This window comes from Pseudomonas sp. A-RE-22, assembly GCF_019956035.1.
Taxonomy (GTDB): Bacteria; Pseudomonadota; Gammaproteobacteria; order Pseudomonadales; family Pseudomonadaceae; genus Aquipseudomonas; species Aquipseudomonas brassicacearum.
This window is the reverse complement of the sequence record NZ_JAHBCZ010000055.1, coordinates 108,710-123,872: the sequence shown is the minus strand read 5'-3', so window position 1 is coordinate 123,872 and position 15,163 is coordinate 108,710. Positions and strand designations below refer to the sequence as shown.

The following is a 15,163-nucleotide window of genomic DNA, read 5'->3' as shown; positions in this document are numbered from 1 at the left end:
CAGCCACCTGCAAGGCGACTGTGGGATCGGTGCAGCAAGCGGTCGCGTTACTTGATCCGCTGGCCCGGCTTGGCGCCGCTGTCAGGGCTCAACAGGTAGATTTCCTCGCCGCCGGGGCCTGCCGCCATCACCATGCCTTCGGAGATGCCAAAGCGCATTTTGCGTGGCTTGAGGTTGGCGATCATCATCGTCAACCGGCCTTCGAGCTTGGCCGGGTCCGGGTAGGCACTCTTGATGCCGGAGAACACGTTGCGTTGCTCGTCGCCGATGTCCAGGGTCAGGCGCAGCAGCTTGTCGGCGCCTTCGACGGCCTCGGCCTTGACGATCAGCGCCACGCGCAGGTCAATGGCGGCAAAGGCGTCGAAGTCGATTTCCGGCGACAGCGGGTCCTTGGCCAGTTCGCCGTTCCCGGCAGGCGCGCCGGTGTCGGTCTGGCTGGCGGCCAGGTCTTCCTTGGAGGCGTCGGTCATGGCTTGCACCTTGGTCGCGTCGATACGGGTCATCAACGGCTTGAACTCGTTCAACTGATGGTTGCTCAGCAGCGTCTGGTGATCGCTCCAGGTCAGCGGTGCGACGTTGAGGAACGCCTCGGCATCGGCGGCCAGCAGCGGCAGCACCGGCTTGAGGAAAATCACCAGTTGGCGGAACAGGTTGATGCCCAGGGCGCAGATCGCCTGGACTTCGTCCTGCTTGCCTTCCTGCTTGGCCAGGGACCAGGGCGCCTTGTCGGCGATCCAGGCATTGGCGCGGTCGGCCAGGGCCATGATTTCGCGCATGGCACGGGCGAAGTCGCGGGACTCGTAGGCGTCGGCGATGCTTGGCGCGGCCGCCAGGAAGGCGTCGGTCAGTTCCGGCGCGGCATTGCCGGCGACCAGGACCCCGGCGTTGCCCTTGTGGATGAACCCGGCGCAGCGGCTGGCAATGTTGACGACCTTGCCCACCAGGTCGGAGTTGACCTTCTGCACGAAGTCTTCGAGGTTCAGGTCCAGGTCGTCGACGCCGCGGCCGAGCTTGGCCGCGTAGTAGTAGCGCAGGTATTCCGGGGACAGGTGGTCCAGGTAGGTCCGGGCCTTGATAAAGGTGCCACGGGACTTGGACATTTTCTGGCCGTTGACGGTCAGGTAGCCGTGGACGTTGATGCCGGTCGGCTTGCGGAAGCCGGCGCCTTCGAGCATGGCGGGCCAGAACAGCGCGTGGAAGTTCACGATGTCCTTGCCGATGAAGTGATACAGCTCGGCGGTGGAGTCCTTGCCCCAGAACGCGTCGAAGTCCAGCTCCGGCGTGCGGTTGCAGAGGTTCTTGAAACTCGCCATGTAGCCGATCGGAGCGTCCAGCCAGACGTAGAAATACTTGCCGGGCTCGTCGGGGATCTCGAAGCCGAAGTACGGCGCATCGCGGGAAATGTCCCACTGTTGCAGGCCGGCATCGAGCCATTCGGCGATCTTGTTGGCGACGGCGTCCTGCAGGGTGCCGCTGCGGGTCCAGGCTTGCAGCATCTGCTGGAAGTCCGGCAGCTTGAAGAAGAAGTGCTGGGAGTCCTTGAGCACCGGCGTCGCCCCGGAAATCGCCGATTTCGGGTCTTTCAGGTCGGTCGGTGCGTAGGTGGCGCCGCATTTTTCGCAGTTATCGCCGTACTGGTCTTCAGTGCCGCATTTCGGGCAGGTGCCCTTGATGAAGCGGTCGGCCAGGAACATTTTCTTTTCCGGGTCGAAATACTGGGTGATCGAACGGGTGGCGATGTGCCCGGCGTCACGCAGCTTCAGGTAGATCTGGCTCGACAGCTCACGGTTTTCTTCGGCGTGAGTGGAGTGGAAGTTGTCGAAGTCCACCAGGAACTCGGCAAAGTCGGCGCTGTGTTCAGCCTGGACGTTGGCGATCAGTTGTTCCGGGGTGATGCCTTCCTTTTCTGCGCGCAGCATGATGGCCGAACCGTGGGCGTCGTCGGCGCAGACATAAATGCATTGGTTGCCGCGATGCTTCTGGAAGCGCACCCACATATCGGTCTGGATGTACTCCAGCATATGGCCGAGGTGAATCGAACCATTGGCATAGGGCAGGGCGCTGGTGACGAGGATCTTGCGTGGCTCGGACATGGGGCTCGGCTACTTGATGAAACGGAGGTCGGCCACTATAAAGCGCTGGCGGCTTTTTTTCACCCTTCGGGGCTGTTTACGGATGCATTGCCGGGAGCGGCGCAAGGATCAAGCCAGGCACAACTTGCGGCGAGGGGATTGTGGGAGCAAAGCTTGCTCGCGAAACAGGCGCCTCGATTTCTGAAAGACCGCATCGACCGCATCGCGGGCAAGCCCTGCTCCCACACAGCGGAAGCATTCGTCGCCCTTAATCGGGTCGCCACAAAAGCATGCGCGGCGTAGGATAGCGGCCTGTTTTCAAGTCTTGCTATCGGAGTTGCCCATGAGCGCCGTCAATCGCGCAGCGGTGGAAGCCGTCCTTCGCCAGTACACCGACCCTTACCTGAACCAGGACCCGGTCAGCGCCGGATGCGTGCGCGCCATCGACATCCAGGGCGATCGCGTCAGTGTCCAGCTGGAAATCGGCTATGCCGCCGACCTGTTCAAGAGCGGCTGGGCGCAGATGCTGCAAATGGCGATCGAGGCCCTGGACGGGGTGAGCGCCGCCAAAGTCGACGTCACCAGTGTGATCGCCGCCCACAAGGCCCAGGCGCAGGTGCCGGGGCTGGCGAACGTCAAGAACGTGATCGCCGTGGCCTCGGGCAAGGGCGGCGTGGGCAAGTCCACCACCGCGGCCAACCTGGCCCTGGCCCTGGCCCGTGAAGGGGCGAAGGTCGGGATTCTCGATGCAGACATCTACGGTCCGAGCCAAGGCATCATGTTCGGTGTTGCCGAAGGCACCCGGCCGCAGGTCAAGGACCAGAAGTGGTTCGTGCCGATCCAGTCCCATGGCGTGGAAGTCATGTCCATGGCCTTCCTGACCGACGACAACACGCCGATGGTCTGGCGCGGGCCGATGGTTTCCGGCGCCTTGCTGCAACTGGTCACGCAAACCGCGTGGGGCGACCTGGATTACCTGGTGATCGACATGCCTCCGGGCACCGGCGATATCCAGCTGACCCTGGCGCAGAAAGTCCCGGTGGCCGGTGCGGTGATCGTCACCACGCCTCAAGACCTGGCCTTGCTGGACGCACGCAAGGGCGTGGAAATGTTCCGTAAGGTCAACATCCCGGTGCTGGGCGTGGTGGAGAACATGGCCGTGCACATCTGCTCGAACTGCGGGCATGCCGAGCACCTGTTCGGCGAAGGTGGCGGGGAAAAACTGGCGACCCAGTACGGCGTCGAATTGCTGGCTTCGCTGCCGCTGTCGATGCTGATCCGCGAACAGGCCGACGGCGGCAAGCCGACGGTCATCGCCGAACCGGACAGCCAGATCGCCATGGTCTATCAGGAACTGGCCCGCCACGTGGGCGCGCGGATCGTGTTGCAAGAGGCTGCGTCACCGGCGATGCCGAACATCACCATGAGCGACGATTGATCGGCTGAAATGCGATCCATTGTGTGAGCAAGCCTGTGGGAGCACAGCTTGCTCGCGATAGCGGTTTTAAAGCCAGCAGATGTGTTGTATGTGACGCCCTCATCGCGAGCAAGCTGTGCTCCCACAAGCGCGCTCCCACATTGATTGTGTGCAGATTCTTAGATCCGCAACCCGCCATCCATCTCCAGGATCCGACCGGTGTAGTAGTCGTTCTCGAAGATATACGCCGCCGAATGAGCAATCTCCTCAGGCTTGCCCATACGCTTGAGCGGAATCCCCGAGGTCATTTTTTCCAGGGCCTCGGGCTTCATGCCCAGGGTCATCTCGGTTTCGATGAAACCCGGTGCGATGCCAGCGACACGGATGCCGTAGCGTGCCAGTTCCTTGGCCCAGGTCACGGTGGCGGCGGCCACACCAGCCTTGGCGGCCGAGTAGTTGGTCTGGCCGACGTTGCCGGCGCGGGAGATCGACGAGATATTGATGATGGCGCCGCTGTTCTTCAGCTCGACCATTTTCGCCGCCACTTCACGGGTGCACAGGAATACACCAGTGAGGTTGACGTCGATCACGGCCTGCCACTGGGCGAGGCTCATCTTGGTCATTTCACCGTCCTTGACCTTGAGCAGCAGGCCATCGCGCAGGATCCCGGCGTTGTTGATCAGGCCGTGGATCGCGCCGAAGTCCTCGGCGACCCGGGCGACCATGTCGCTGACCTGCTCCTCATTGGCCACGTTGCACAGGTACGCCCGGGCTTCGACGCCCTTGGCTACACACGCGGCAACCGCCTGGTCGAGTTTTTCCTGGTTGAGGTCCACCAGGGCGAGCTTCGCGCCTTTGCCCGCGAGATACTCGGCCATGGAGCGGCCCAGACCCTGGCAACCGCCGGTGATAATGATTACTTTGTCAGTGAGTTGCATGCTCATGTCCAGGTGGCGCAGCGGTGAAGGGGGAGACTTTTTGGGACGTCTCTCGATTTGCGACGGTGTAGCCCGGTTGCACACGAGAACTGTCCTGTCGGTGTCCCGGAACATTACTCCAGTCGCCTGACCGTTTTCTAGACGGATTTTATTAAAGGAGTCATAAATTGAGCGTTGAAGCTGCCAAGCATGCCCGGGAACTGCTGCTCAAGGAGTACCGTGGAGTACTCTCCACTCATTCCAAATCCATGCCCGGCTTTCCGTTCGGCTCCGTGGTGCCCTATTGCCTGGACGAACAAGGTCGGCCACTGATCCTGATCAGCCGTATCGCCCAGCACACCCACAATCTGCAGAAAGACCCCAAGTGTTCGATGCTGGTGGGCGAGCGGGGCGCCGAGGATGTGCAGGCCGTGGGGCGCCTGACCTACCTGGCCGAGGCCCGCAAACTCGAAGACAGCGCCGCCATCGAGGCTGCCGCTGAGCGTTACTACCGCTATTTCCCTGACTCGCAGAACTACCACAAGGCCCATGATTTCGACTTCTGGGTGCTCGAGCCGGTGCGCCATCGCTACATCGGCGGCTTTGGCGCCATCCACTGGATCGACCAGCTCACCCTGGCCAATCCCTTCGCCGGCAAAGCCGAAGCCAGCATGGTCGAGCACATGAATGCCGATCACGCCAAGGCCATCGCCCATTACGTGGAATTGACCGGCCTGCCGAAAAGCGAACCGGCACAACTGGCGGGTATCGACAGCGAGGGCATGCACTTGCGTATTGGCCTGGGCCTGCACTGGCTGGGGTTTCCAACGCCTTGCAACACCCCGACACAAGTGCGCGAAGCCTTGGTTTATCTGGCTCACGCCGAGCAATGGCCGAAAAATGCCGAGGTCGACGCTTGAATTCACGAAAGGGCGACGTCATTTAGAGTTTCATAGCAAGGTATTCTTGCGTTGAGGAACCATTTGATGCGCCCTTTTTTATTGCTCTTTCTGCTGTTCCCGGTGTTGGAGCTGTTCGTATTCGTCAAGGTCAGCGGTGCGATCGGGTTTTTCCCGGCCCTGCTGCTGGTCATTCTCGGCTCGATGCTCGGCGTGTTCGTGCTGCGTATCGCCGGCCTCGCCACGGCATTGCGTGCCCGTGAAAGCCTGAACCGCGGCGAGCTGCCCGCCCAGACCATGCTCGAAGGCCTGATGCTGGCCCTGGGTGGCGGTCTGTTGATCCTGCCAGGCTTTATCAGCGACGTGCTGGGCCTGGTCATGCTGTTGCCGTTCACCCGTCGGCTGCTGGCCAATAAAATGCGCCAGCGCGCCGAAGAGCAGGCGATTCGTCAGCGCGCTTTCGCCGATGACCTCCAGCCTCGTGGCGGTCCGGCTCCGCGAGAGCCTGTGGGCCGTGAGCCCAACGTGATCGAAGGCGAATTCGAACACCGCGATTCCAAGTAAAACCATCAGCACGGCGCCTTCGGGCGCCGTGCTCGTTTTGATGGCATGGAGTAAAAAATTTTCTGTCCCTACCCTTGTAATCCACTTGTGCGCCCTTATGTAACGGTCACCGCAAGGTTTCCGGTGGTGACACCGGACAGACTTCCGCGGTTCGACTGACGAACCGCACCCGGCTCCGCCGGCTTTGTTAAACCCGCCGGGACTACACCGGCCGATGAAAACCAAAAATTAGGAGAGATCGACAATGAAGCTTCGTCCTCTGCATGACCGCGTCGTCATCCGTCGCAGCGAAGAAGAGAAGAAAACCGCTGGCGGTATCGTCCTGCCAGGTTCGGCTGCTGAAAAAGCCAACCACGGTGAAGTTCTCGCTGTAGGCCCAGGCAAGGCACTGGAAAACGGCGAAGTACGTGCGCTGGCCGTGAAAGTGGGTGACAAGGTTGTGTTCGGCCCTTACTCCGGCAGCAACACAGTGAAAGTCGACGGCGAAGACCTGCTGGTAATGAGCGAGAACGAAATCCTCGCTGTCCTCGAAGGCTGATTCCCCCGCCCATTTTCCCGTTACTACAAAGTATTTAAGGAATATCGATCATGGCTGCTAAAGAAGTTAAATTCGGCGATTCCGCCCGCAAGAAAATGCTCGCCGGTGTCAACGTCCTGGCTGACGCAGTAAAAGCGACCCTCGGCCCGAAAGGCCGTAACGTGATCATCGAGAAGAGCTTCGGCGCTCCGACCATCACCAAGGACGGCGTTTCCGTAGCCAAAGAAATCGAGCTGAAAGACCGCTTCGAAAACATGGGCGCGCAACTGGTCAAAGACGTTGCCTCCCGTGCCAACGATGACGCCGGCGACGGCACCACCACCGCTACCGTCCTGGCTCAATCGATCGTCAACGAAGGCCTGAAAGCCGTCGCTGCCGGCATGAACCCGATGGACCTCAAGCGCGGCATCGACAAGGCGACCATCGCCATTGTCAAAGAGCTCAAAGCCCTGTCCAAGCCATGCGCTGACACCAAGGCAATCGCTCAGGTCGGCACCATCTCCGCCAACTCCGACAACTCCATCGGCGACATCATTGCCGAAGCCATGGAAAAAGTTGGTAAAGAAGGCGTGATCACTGTTGAAGAAGGCTCGGGCCTGGAAAACGAACTGTCGGTTGTAGAAGGCATGCAGTTCGACCGTGGCTACCTGTCCCCGTACTTCGTCAACAAGCCAGAGACCATGACTGCCGAGCTCGACGGTCCGCTGATCCTGCTGGTCGACAAGAAGATCTCCAACATCCGCGAAATGCTGCCAGTGCTGGAAGCCGTTGCCAAAGCCGGCCGCCCACTGCTGATCGTGGCTGAAGACGTTGAAGGCGAAGCCCTGGCGACCCTGGTTGTGAACAACATGCGCGGCATCGTTAAAGTCGCAGCCGTCAAGGCTCCAGGCTTCGGCGACCGCCGCAAGGCCATGCTGCAGGACATCGCCGTACTGACCGGCGGTACCGTTATCTCCGAAGAGATCGGCCTGAGCCTGGAAAGCACCACCCTGGAGCACCTGGGTAACGCCAAGCGCGTGATCCTGTCCAAGGAAAACACCACCGTGATCGACGGTGCCGGCGTCGAGACTGACATCCAGGCTCGCGTTCTGCAGATCCGTCAGCAAGTGGCCGACACTTCGTCCGACTACGACCGTGAAAAACTGCAAGAGCGCCTGGCCAAGCTGTCCGGCGGCGTTGCAGTGATCAAGGTTGGCGCCGGTTCCGAAGTTGAAATGAAAGAGAAGAAAGCCCGCGTTGAAGACGCCCTGCACGCTACCCGTGCAGCCGTCGAAGAAGGCGTGGTACCTGGCGGCGGCGTGGCACTGGTTCGCGCTCTGCAGGCTATCTCCGAGCTGAAAGGCGACAACGATGACCAGAACGTGGGCATCCAGTTGCTGCGTCGCGCTGTAGAAGCCCCGCTGCGCCAGATCGTTGCCAACTCCGGCGACGAGCCAAGCGTTGTGGTCGACAAGGTCAAGCAGGGTACGGGTAACTACGGTTACAACGCTGCTACCGGCGAATACGGCGACATGATCGAAATGGGTATCCTGGACCCAGCCAAAGTGACTCGTTCGGCTCTGCAAGCGGCTTCGTCGATTGCCAGCCTGATGATCACCACCGAGGCGATGATCGCTGAAATCAAGGAAGACGCTCCAGCTGGCGGCGGTATGCCAGACATGGGCGGCATGGGTGGCATGGGCGGCATGATGTAAGCCAGCCTTACCCCTGTAGCGAAAAACCCCGCCTGCGAAAGCAGGCGGGGTTTTTTATTGCCTTGGGTTTATCCCGGCATTGAGCTGGACCCAGCTGTCTCTGTGGGAGCAAAGCTTGCTCGCGATTGCGGTGGGTCCGCTTGCCGGGATGCTGAAGCTGCCATTGCGATCGCGAGCAAGCTTTACTCCCACAGGGTTTGTCCGGGGCGTTGTCAGGCGTTGGAAGGCTGGCTCAACGCCACGCGATCAGTCATGACGGCCGGTCGGTACAGGATGTAGTAGTAGCACCCCAGGCAGATCAGCCAACAGAACACCGCGGTCCACACGTTGTGGGAAAAGAAGTGCGCCCCTTGCATCATCCGCCCCAAGGAGAACACCGTTCCCAACGTGAAGGCGAATATCAGAGCTTGGCGGGCCAGGCGTGGGCGGCGGTCGCGCAGGACGAAGAACAGCGCAAACAACGTGAACCCGGTGGCGGCGTGACCGCCGGGCCAGCATCGACCGGGTTTGTCCGTGGCCGGGCGCGGGCTTAGCAGTTCGCTATAGGTTTCCTTGCCGCCGAACTCCTTCAGGCTCCAGGGGCATTGCACCGCTGTCACCGCTTTCATCGGCGTGACGAAGGACGTCGCCAGTGCCAGGGACAGCACCAGGCAGCCCAATTCCCGCTTGAACGGTTTGAGCCGGGTGATGAAGAACGAGCTGATGAATCCCAGGACCGCCAGCACGGAGAACACGATGACCACCTCTTTGGCTCGATCGTGCAGGATGTCTTCCAGGAAAAAGCTGTGGCGTCCGATGAAGTAGCCGGCGGCCGGATCATAAAACAGCCGGGCCAAATCCATGTCCAGGTCGGTCCACTCCAGCAAAACCAGAGTGATTGCCGCAACGATGGGAACTGTGAGGCACAACCAGAAGTTTAGCGGGCGAGGGGTAGGGCGTAGAGCGCTTGATTGCATGACGGATCCAGGACCAAGAAATCGCCCCAGGGCATCAGCCTGGGGCAGTTCGATTAACGTTCGCTGACTTGCTCGGCCCCCTCCTTGGGTGCTTTCCAGCCAAGCAGCTGTTGCTTGAAGCCATAACTGGCGGTTTGGTAATACGTGATGGCGCGGCTGATCAGCGGGTCTTCGCTGTTCGCCCTGGATTCGCGACTTTCGGTCAGTGCATCGTCATGCCGTCGCAGGCCTTGGCGTGGACTGAGGATTGCCAGATCCTTGCCGTCGAACAGGCCCAGGTGCTGATAATTACCTACAACGACGCGGGGCGGCAACGGGTTGTTCTGCAGCAGGTCGCGACCAAAGAACGTCGACTGGTAATCCATGTTCAGCAAACCGAGCAAGGTGGGGGCGAGGTCGATCTGACTGGCAAGTTGGGCGCTTTCTCGTGGTTCGATCAGCTTCGGCGAGTAGATGAACAACGGGATCTGGTAATTGCTGATCGGCAGGTCTTCCTTGCCAGCGCTGCCGGCGGTGTGGTCAGCGACGAAAACGAAGAGGGTGTTATCGAACCACGGTTTCTGCCGTGCTTGCTCCAGAAACTGACCAATGGCGTAGTCGGTATATTTTACTGCCCCATCCCGGCCGTTGCCGGACTTGATGTCGATCCGGTCATCTGGATAGGTGTAGGGGCGGTGGTTGGAGGTCGTCATCAACTGCAATAAAAATGGTTGCTGTTTGGCGTAATTGACATCGGCCAACTTCAACGTCTGTTTGTACAGGTCCTCATCGGCCATGCCCCAAGCATTCTTGAAGTGGATCTCGGATTCATCGACGCTGGTTTGATCGACGACCCGATAGCCATTGCCGCTGAAAAACGCGTTCATGTTATCGAAGTAACCGCGCCCACCATAGACAAACACGCTGTCGTAGCCGACCGAGTTCAACTGCTGGCCAAGGCTGGCGAAGCCGCTTTCCCGGCCAATGCGCTTGACGATCGAGCGCCCCGGGGTAGGCGGAATAGCCAGGGTGATGGCTTCCAGGCCTCGATCGGTGCGGGTGCCTGTGGCGTAGAAGTTATTGAAATACAGGCTCTGTTTGCGCAGGGCGTCCAGGTTGGGCGTCAAGTTGCGTTGATCACCGTTGCTGCCCAGGTATTTGGCGCTGAGGCTTTCGATGGTCACCAGCACGATGTTCGGTTTACGGGCGGTGCCGGGGCTGTCGATCATTCGACGGATATCTTGTGGATCCTCACCGATGAAGCGTGCATTGGGCCCGCTCAGTTCTGCACGTATCTGCTGGGCGACGGTCGCCGGGGGCAGGCTGCTGTAGAACTGTCCGTAGTCCAATTCGTTATTACGAAACGCCGCGAAAAACTGATACGGACCGTTGCTCGCCAGTTCGTTCTGGTAGGCATTGCCACCCTGGGCGCGGGGCGCATCCTGGCTGAGCCATTGCAGGCTCAGGCCAGCGATAGCCAACAGGCCGAATGCATTGAGCAGGCGTCCGCGCAAGGGGGGCAATGGGGCGGCCAGCGCGGCATTGAACGGTTTACCCAACGCCAGGCTCAAGCCCACGGCCAGTACCGCAAGAGTCGTCAACAGGGGGCCGATTGGATACGATTCCAGCACGTTGTTCAGCACTTCATCGGAATAGACCAGGTAGTCGACGGCGATGAAGTTGAAACGCACGCCGAACTCATCCCAGAACAGCCATTCGGCGACCGAGGTGAACAGCATGACGAATACGCTGACCGTCAGCAGCCCCCGAAGAAACCAGCGGTGACCGCGACGGTGCCATAGGGCTGGAGGGCAAAGCAGCAGATACAGCCCCATCGGCAAGATTGCATAGGCGAGGAACCCCAGGTCATACAGCAGCCCGGTGCCAAACACGGAAAGCGCGATGCCTCCGGCCTCATCCAGGTGAGTGAGCAGCAGAACGGTTCGGGTCAGGAAAAACACTGCCAGCCAGATGCTGGTGATCAGCAGCAGAAAGCGCATGGGCGCTGCTTTGATAAAGTCCATTTACTACTTTCCTTATATATCAATCCGATAGCGCGAGAGTCTTGCTACCTCACTGTAGTCAGGTTGTGAACCGATAGTGAAAAAACCATTAAAAGCTGATGTACGGTAGGCGTCGATTTTCCGCAGCCTCCAGCCCTAGCCCTGAATCGGCATTGGCCGTAAGCTGCGCGGGCCAAGATGGCCGTTAACTGTGTACACAGAGGTGCCCATGCGAATTCTATTGGTCGAAGACAACCGCGATATCCTGGCCAACCTGGCCGATTACCTGGGGCTCAAGGGCTACACCGTCGATTGTGCCCAGGACGGTTTGTCGGGGTTGCACCTGGCCGCGACCGAACACTACGACCTGATCGTGCTCGACATCATGCTGCCGGGCATCGACGGCTACACCTTGTGCAAGCGCCTGCGCGAAGACGCCCGGCTCGATACGCCAGTGATCATGCTGACCGCTCGGGACCAGTTGGACGACCGGCTGCAGGGTTTCAAGTCCGGGGCCGATGACTACTTGATCAAACCGTTTGCCCTTTCGGAACTGGCGGCGCGGATCGAAGCCGTCATGCGTCGGTCCCAGGGTGGTGGCCGCCGTGCCTTGCAGGTCGGCGACCTGAGCTACGACCTCGATACCCTGGAAGTGACGCGTGAAGGCAAGCTGCTCAAGCTCAACCCCGTAGGCCTCAAGCTGCTGGCGGTACTGATGCAGAAAAGCCCTCACGTGCTGCGCCGCGAAATCCTCGAAGAAGCGTTGTGGGGCGATGATTGTCCGGACAGCGACAGCCTGCGCAGCCACGTCCATCAACTGCGCCAAGTGATCGACAAGCCGTTCGACAAGCCGTTGTTGCACACGGTACACGGCGTCGGCTATCGCTTGGCCGAGGGCCGCGATGGAGTTTAAGCAGAGCCTCGCCCAACGGATCATCATCGCCTTTGCGCTGATGAGCGCATTGGTGGCTGGCGCTTTCGCCATGGGCATCGTGGCAACGGTCCACCTGGTCGAAGAAAAACTGATCTCCGCCGGGCTTGGCGGCGATCTGCAGCGCTTGCTGTTGATGGACAGTGTCTCGGACTGGAACCATCGCCCGGAACCCGACCAGTTGTTTTATTTCAGCGGTGGCCCAGGTGACTTCGAGTTGCCCAAGGACCTGCGCCATCTGGAACGTGGTTTTCATGAGGTGTTTCGCGAGCAGTTGTCATATCACGCCATGGTCGAGATCGTTGATGGCCGGCATTACGTGTTGCTGCAGGACCAGAGCGACTTCGAGGAGCGCGAGCGGGTGCTGTTCGCCGTGGTGCTGGTGGGCTTTGTGCTCAGCCTGGCGCTGGCGGTATTTTTGGGCTGGGTCCTGGCACGCCGGGTGATGGCGCCGGTGGTTCGCCTGGCCCGGCAAGTGCGCCATCGCGACCAGCTCCTGGGCCTGGCTCCGCCGCTGGCCCCGGATTATGCCGCCGATGAAGTGGGTGAACTGGCCGTGGCGTTCGACGCAACACTGGGACGCTTGCGCCAGGCCCTGACCCGCGAACGATTGTTCACCAGCGACGTAAGCCACGAATTGCGCACACCGTTGATGGTCTTGGCGACCTCCTGCGAATTGCTTCTGGAAAACCCGGCACTGGATCTGCGTGGTCGCACCCAGGTCGAGCGCATCAACAGGGCCAGTGAAGAGATGCGCGAACTGGTGCAGACCTTCCTGATGCTCGCCAGGGCACAGCGCGACGACAACGGCATGTCGCCTCGGTCGAACCTTGCACAGGTGGCCGAAAATCTCCTCGGAGTGTGGCGCGACCCTATCGAATCCAAAGGCCTGACGCTGATCTTCGAACCGGGACAAACACTCGACACCTTGTATAACGCCACTTTCCTGACTGCCGTCATGGGCAACCTGCTGCGAAATGCCTTGCACTACACCGACCAGGGGTTCATCCGTCTCTCGTTGTCTGTGACCGGCTTCATGGTCGAGGACAGTGGCGTGGGCATCCCGGAGGAGAAGCGCGAGGCGATGTTCGAGCCATTCGTGCGTGGCAACGAAAAGCGCGGCGAGGGGCTGGGGTTGGGGCTGTCACTGGTGCAACGGATTTGCGAGAACCAGGGCTGGACGGTGAGTCTCAGCACGATGGAACCCAACGGTTGCCGTTTCGAGGTGGAGTTGAATCCGAAGGTATGATCGCTTAGGTTGGAAAAATCCTGTAATGATTCGGTCATGTACATGACAAACTTTTCACAAAGTGACGACCTGACCCTGACATATCAATTCATAAGGTGGGGGCTATTCAGACATGGAGGCCCCCATCAATGCCCGACCCTATCAAACTCGATTTTTCCGAGAAATACGACGAGCAGCACGCCAAGAAGTATTTTCATAAGCATCGAGGCAGCTTGAGTCGCCGTCTTTCCAACCTACGAGACCAGCAACTGGCCCGGCGCGCATTGGCACTCGTGGGTGATCCAGGCCTGGTATTGGATTTGCCGTGCGGTGCCGGGCGATTCTGGTCCTTGTTGGCCGAAAAACCGAACCGGGTCATCATCGGCGCGGACAATTCCGAGGCCATGCTCAAGACCGCAATGGAGTCTCAACCGGCCGAAGTGGTGAAACGGGTACAACCCTTGCAGACTTCTGCGTTCGACATCGCCTTGCCTGATAACGCCGTCGATAGCATTTTTTGCATGCGCCTGTTGCACCACATCGGTGAACCCGCGCATCGACTGGCGATCCTTAGGGAATTCCAGCGTGTCAGCCGCGACAGCGTGATCGTTTCGTTATGGGTTGATGGCAATTTCAAGGCCTGGAAACGCAAGCGCCAGGAACGCACTCGTGGGCAAAAAGACTACCAGAATCGATTTGTGTTACCGGTTGCTACAGTAGAGGAGGAGTTTCGGCAGGCAGGGTTTCGTATTCAGGAACGACTGGATTTTCTACCGCTCTATGCCATGTGGCGAGTTTATGTATTACGCAAGAGGTAAAGGCATGGGTGTACAGGCAGCAGAACCATCAACGATTCTTCACGACGACTTTGAACATTTCTGGAGTCAGCAGGGTGAGTGGGTGGAAGAACCCAATGTGCGTCGCGGCGGTGAAAGCGGCGTGCAACGGATCAAGAGCAAGGACGGCAAGCTGCTTTATGCCAAGCGTCAGACCGGACATATTTATCGCAGCTGGTTGCACCCGTTCGGTCGACCGACCGTGCTGCGCGAGCAAGACGCACTTCTGGCGTTGACCCGATTGGGTGTTCGCGTCCCCCAGCTCATTTTCTGTGGCGCCCAGCGGGACCCGGTTCACAAGTGGCGTGCGCTGCTGGTGACCCAGGCGCTGGAAGGCTTTGAAGAGATCGAGCACTGGTATGCCGCAGGTGGCCGCGAGCGCCATGGCGAAGCGGTGCACGATCAAATCCTCCTGGGTCTGGCTGAGAATCTTGCGCGCATGCACATGGGGCGTTGGCAACATGGCTGTATCTACATCAAGCACGTCTTTGTGCGAGTGACCGGAGAGGGCGAGGCGGCCAAGGCTGAGGTGGCTTTGCTCGATTTTGAGAAGTGTCGCCAGCGTCTGACCGCCCAACGTGCGGCATCCCATGACCTGAAGCAGTTGCGGCGCCACTCGTCGTTTAGCGACGCTGACTGGAAAAAACTCGTCTACTTTTACGAGGCGGCGTTTGGCAGCGCTATCAAAGGTTTATAGCGATGAAATTAGAAATTGCTAGAGGTTTGTTTTTAGTCGGAGCCCTGGCAGTTGCATCGATGGCGGTGGCTGTGTGGGAACAGCCACGCTCGCAGATCCTCAGTGCTTCCAATGCTGATGCGCATTGTCCTTTGCCGCGCGTGGCAAAGGTCAGCGAGACGATCCGACCGGACAATGACCTGCTGCTGTTCATGTTCAGCCTGTCCCAGGGGATGAGGCCGCAAAGTTGAGAGACATGAAGCCAAAATAAAGGCCTCGCTTGTGCGAGGCCTTTATTTTTTGACTGCAGAAAACCCATTGTGGCGAGGGGATTTATCCCTGTTGGATTGTGGGATCAAAGCTTGCTCGCGAAATAGCCGCCTCGATTACTGGAAGACCGCACCGCCTTTATCGCGGGCTAGCCTTGCTCCCAAAAAAACCTCGCCACAGATG

At 59.6% G+C, this 15,163-nt stretch carries 14 protein-coding genes; 10 read left to right on the top strand and 4 right to left on the bottom strand.

The annotated features are described in order from the left end of the window. Positions 1–47: 47 nt before the first annotated feature. Positions 48–2,093 (bottom strand): methionine--tRNA ligase, encoded by a 2,046-nt coding sequence (gene metG, locus KGA89_RS23995; RefSeq protein WP_223472696.1) that lies wholly within the window; start codon positions 2,091–2,093, stop codon positions 48–50. Between the two features lie 322 nt (positions 2,094–2,415). Here metG and apbC point away from each other — a divergent pair, with 322 nt between their 5' ends. Beyond that, complete coding sequence (apbC, locus tag KGA89_RS23990) at positions 2,416–3,510, top strand: iron-sulfur cluster carrier protein ApbC (protein ID WP_223472695.1); 1,095 nt, start codon at positions 2,416–2,418, stop codon at positions 3,508–3,510. A 158-nt stretch (positions 3,511–3,668) separates the two neighbouring features. On the opposite strand, the gene KGA89_RS23985 is transcribed toward apbC, so the two are convergent. After that, positions 3,669–4,427, bottom strand: coding sequence for an SDR family oxidoreductase (locus tag KGA89_RS23985; RefSeq protein WP_003204919.1), 759 nt, complete (start codon positions 4,425–4,427; stop codon positions 3,669–3,671). A 167-nt stretch (positions 4,428–4,594) separates the two neighbouring features. Between KGA89_RS23985 and KGA89_RS23980 the strand changes: the two genes are divergently transcribed. The 4 genes from KGA89_RS23980 (at position 4,595) to groL (ending at position 8,101) form a co-directional block, all read left to right on the top strand. Next, a complete protein-coding gene (locus KGA89_RS23980; RefSeq protein WP_223472694.1) occupies positions 4,595–5,326 on the top strand; it encodes a HugZ family protein in 732 nt (243 codons plus the stop codon). A 66-nt stretch (positions 5,327–5,392) separates the two neighbouring features. Then, positions 5,393–5,869 (top strand): FxsA family protein, encoded by a 477-nt coding sequence (locus tag KGA89_RS23975; protein WP_013694095.1) that lies wholly within the window; start codon positions 5,393–5,395, stop codon positions 5,867–5,869. Between the two features lie 244 nt (positions 5,870–6,113). Next, the gene (locus KGA89_RS23970) at positions 6,114–6,407 is read left to right on the top strand and encodes a co-chaperone GroES (RefSeq protein ID WP_003204913.1); all 294 of its coding nucleotides are present in this window, start codon (positions 6,114–6,116) and stop codon (positions 6,405–6,407) included. A 50-nt stretch (positions 6,408–6,457) separates the two neighbouring features. Continuing rightward, positions 6,458–8,101 (top strand): chaperonin GroEL, encoded by a 1,644-nt coding sequence (gene groL, locus KGA89_RS23965; protein WP_003204912.1) that lies wholly within the window; start codon positions 6,458–6,460, stop codon positions 8,099–8,101. A 212-nt stretch (positions 8,102–8,313) separates the two neighbouring features. On the opposite strand, the gene KGA89_RS23960 is transcribed toward groL, so the two are convergent. Further along, entirely contained in the window at positions 8,314–9,057 is a 744-nt protein-coding gene (locus KGA89_RS23960; protein ID WP_223472693.1) for a phosphatase PAP2 family protein, read from the bottom strand. Positions 9,058–9,110: 53 nt separating this feature from the next. Next, on the bottom strand, positions 9,111–11,060 hold the full coding sequence (locus KGA89_RS23955; RefSeq protein WP_223472692.1) for an LTA synthase family protein: 1,950 nt from the start codon (positions 11,058–11,060) through the stop codon (positions 9,111–9,113). 208 nt (positions 11,061–11,268) lie between these two features. Here KGA89_RS23955 and colR point away from each other — a divergent pair, with 208 nt between their 5' ends. The 5 genes from colR (at position 11,269) to KGA89_RS23930 (ending at position 14,961) form a co-directional block, all read left to right on the top strand. After that, entirely contained in the window at positions 11,269–11,952 is a 684-nt protein-coding gene (colR, locus tag KGA89_RS23950; protein WP_003204909.1) for a two-component system response regulator ColR, read from the top strand. Continuing rightward, positions 11,942–13,219 carry a sensor histidine kinase gene (locus KGA89_RS23945; RefSeq protein WP_223472691.1) on the top strand — a complete coding sequence of 426 codons (1,278 nt, stop codon included), beginning with the start codon at positions 11,942–11,944 and terminating at the stop codon, positions 13,217–13,219. Before colR ends, KGA89_RS23945 begins: the two co-directional genes overlap by 11 nt. A gap of 128 nt (positions 13,220–13,347) precedes the next feature. Beyond that, entirely contained in the window at positions 13,348–14,016 is a 669-nt protein-coding gene (locus KGA89_RS23940; RefSeq protein WP_223472690.1) for a class I SAM-dependent methyltransferase, read from the top strand. A 4-nt stretch (positions 14,017–14,020) separates the two neighbouring features. Continuing rightward, a complete protein-coding gene (locus KGA89_RS23935) occupies positions 14,021–14,731 on the top strand; it encodes a lipopolysaccharide kinase InaA family protein (RefSeq protein ID WP_223472689.1) in 711 nt (236 codons plus the stop codon). A 2-nt stretch (positions 14,732–14,733) separates the two neighbouring features. Further along, complete coding sequence (locus KGA89_RS23930; RefSeq protein WP_013694093.1) at positions 14,734–14,961, top strand: hypothetical protein; 228 nt, start codon at positions 14,734–14,736, stop codon at positions 14,959–14,961. Positions 14,962–15,163: the final 202 nt, after the last annotated feature.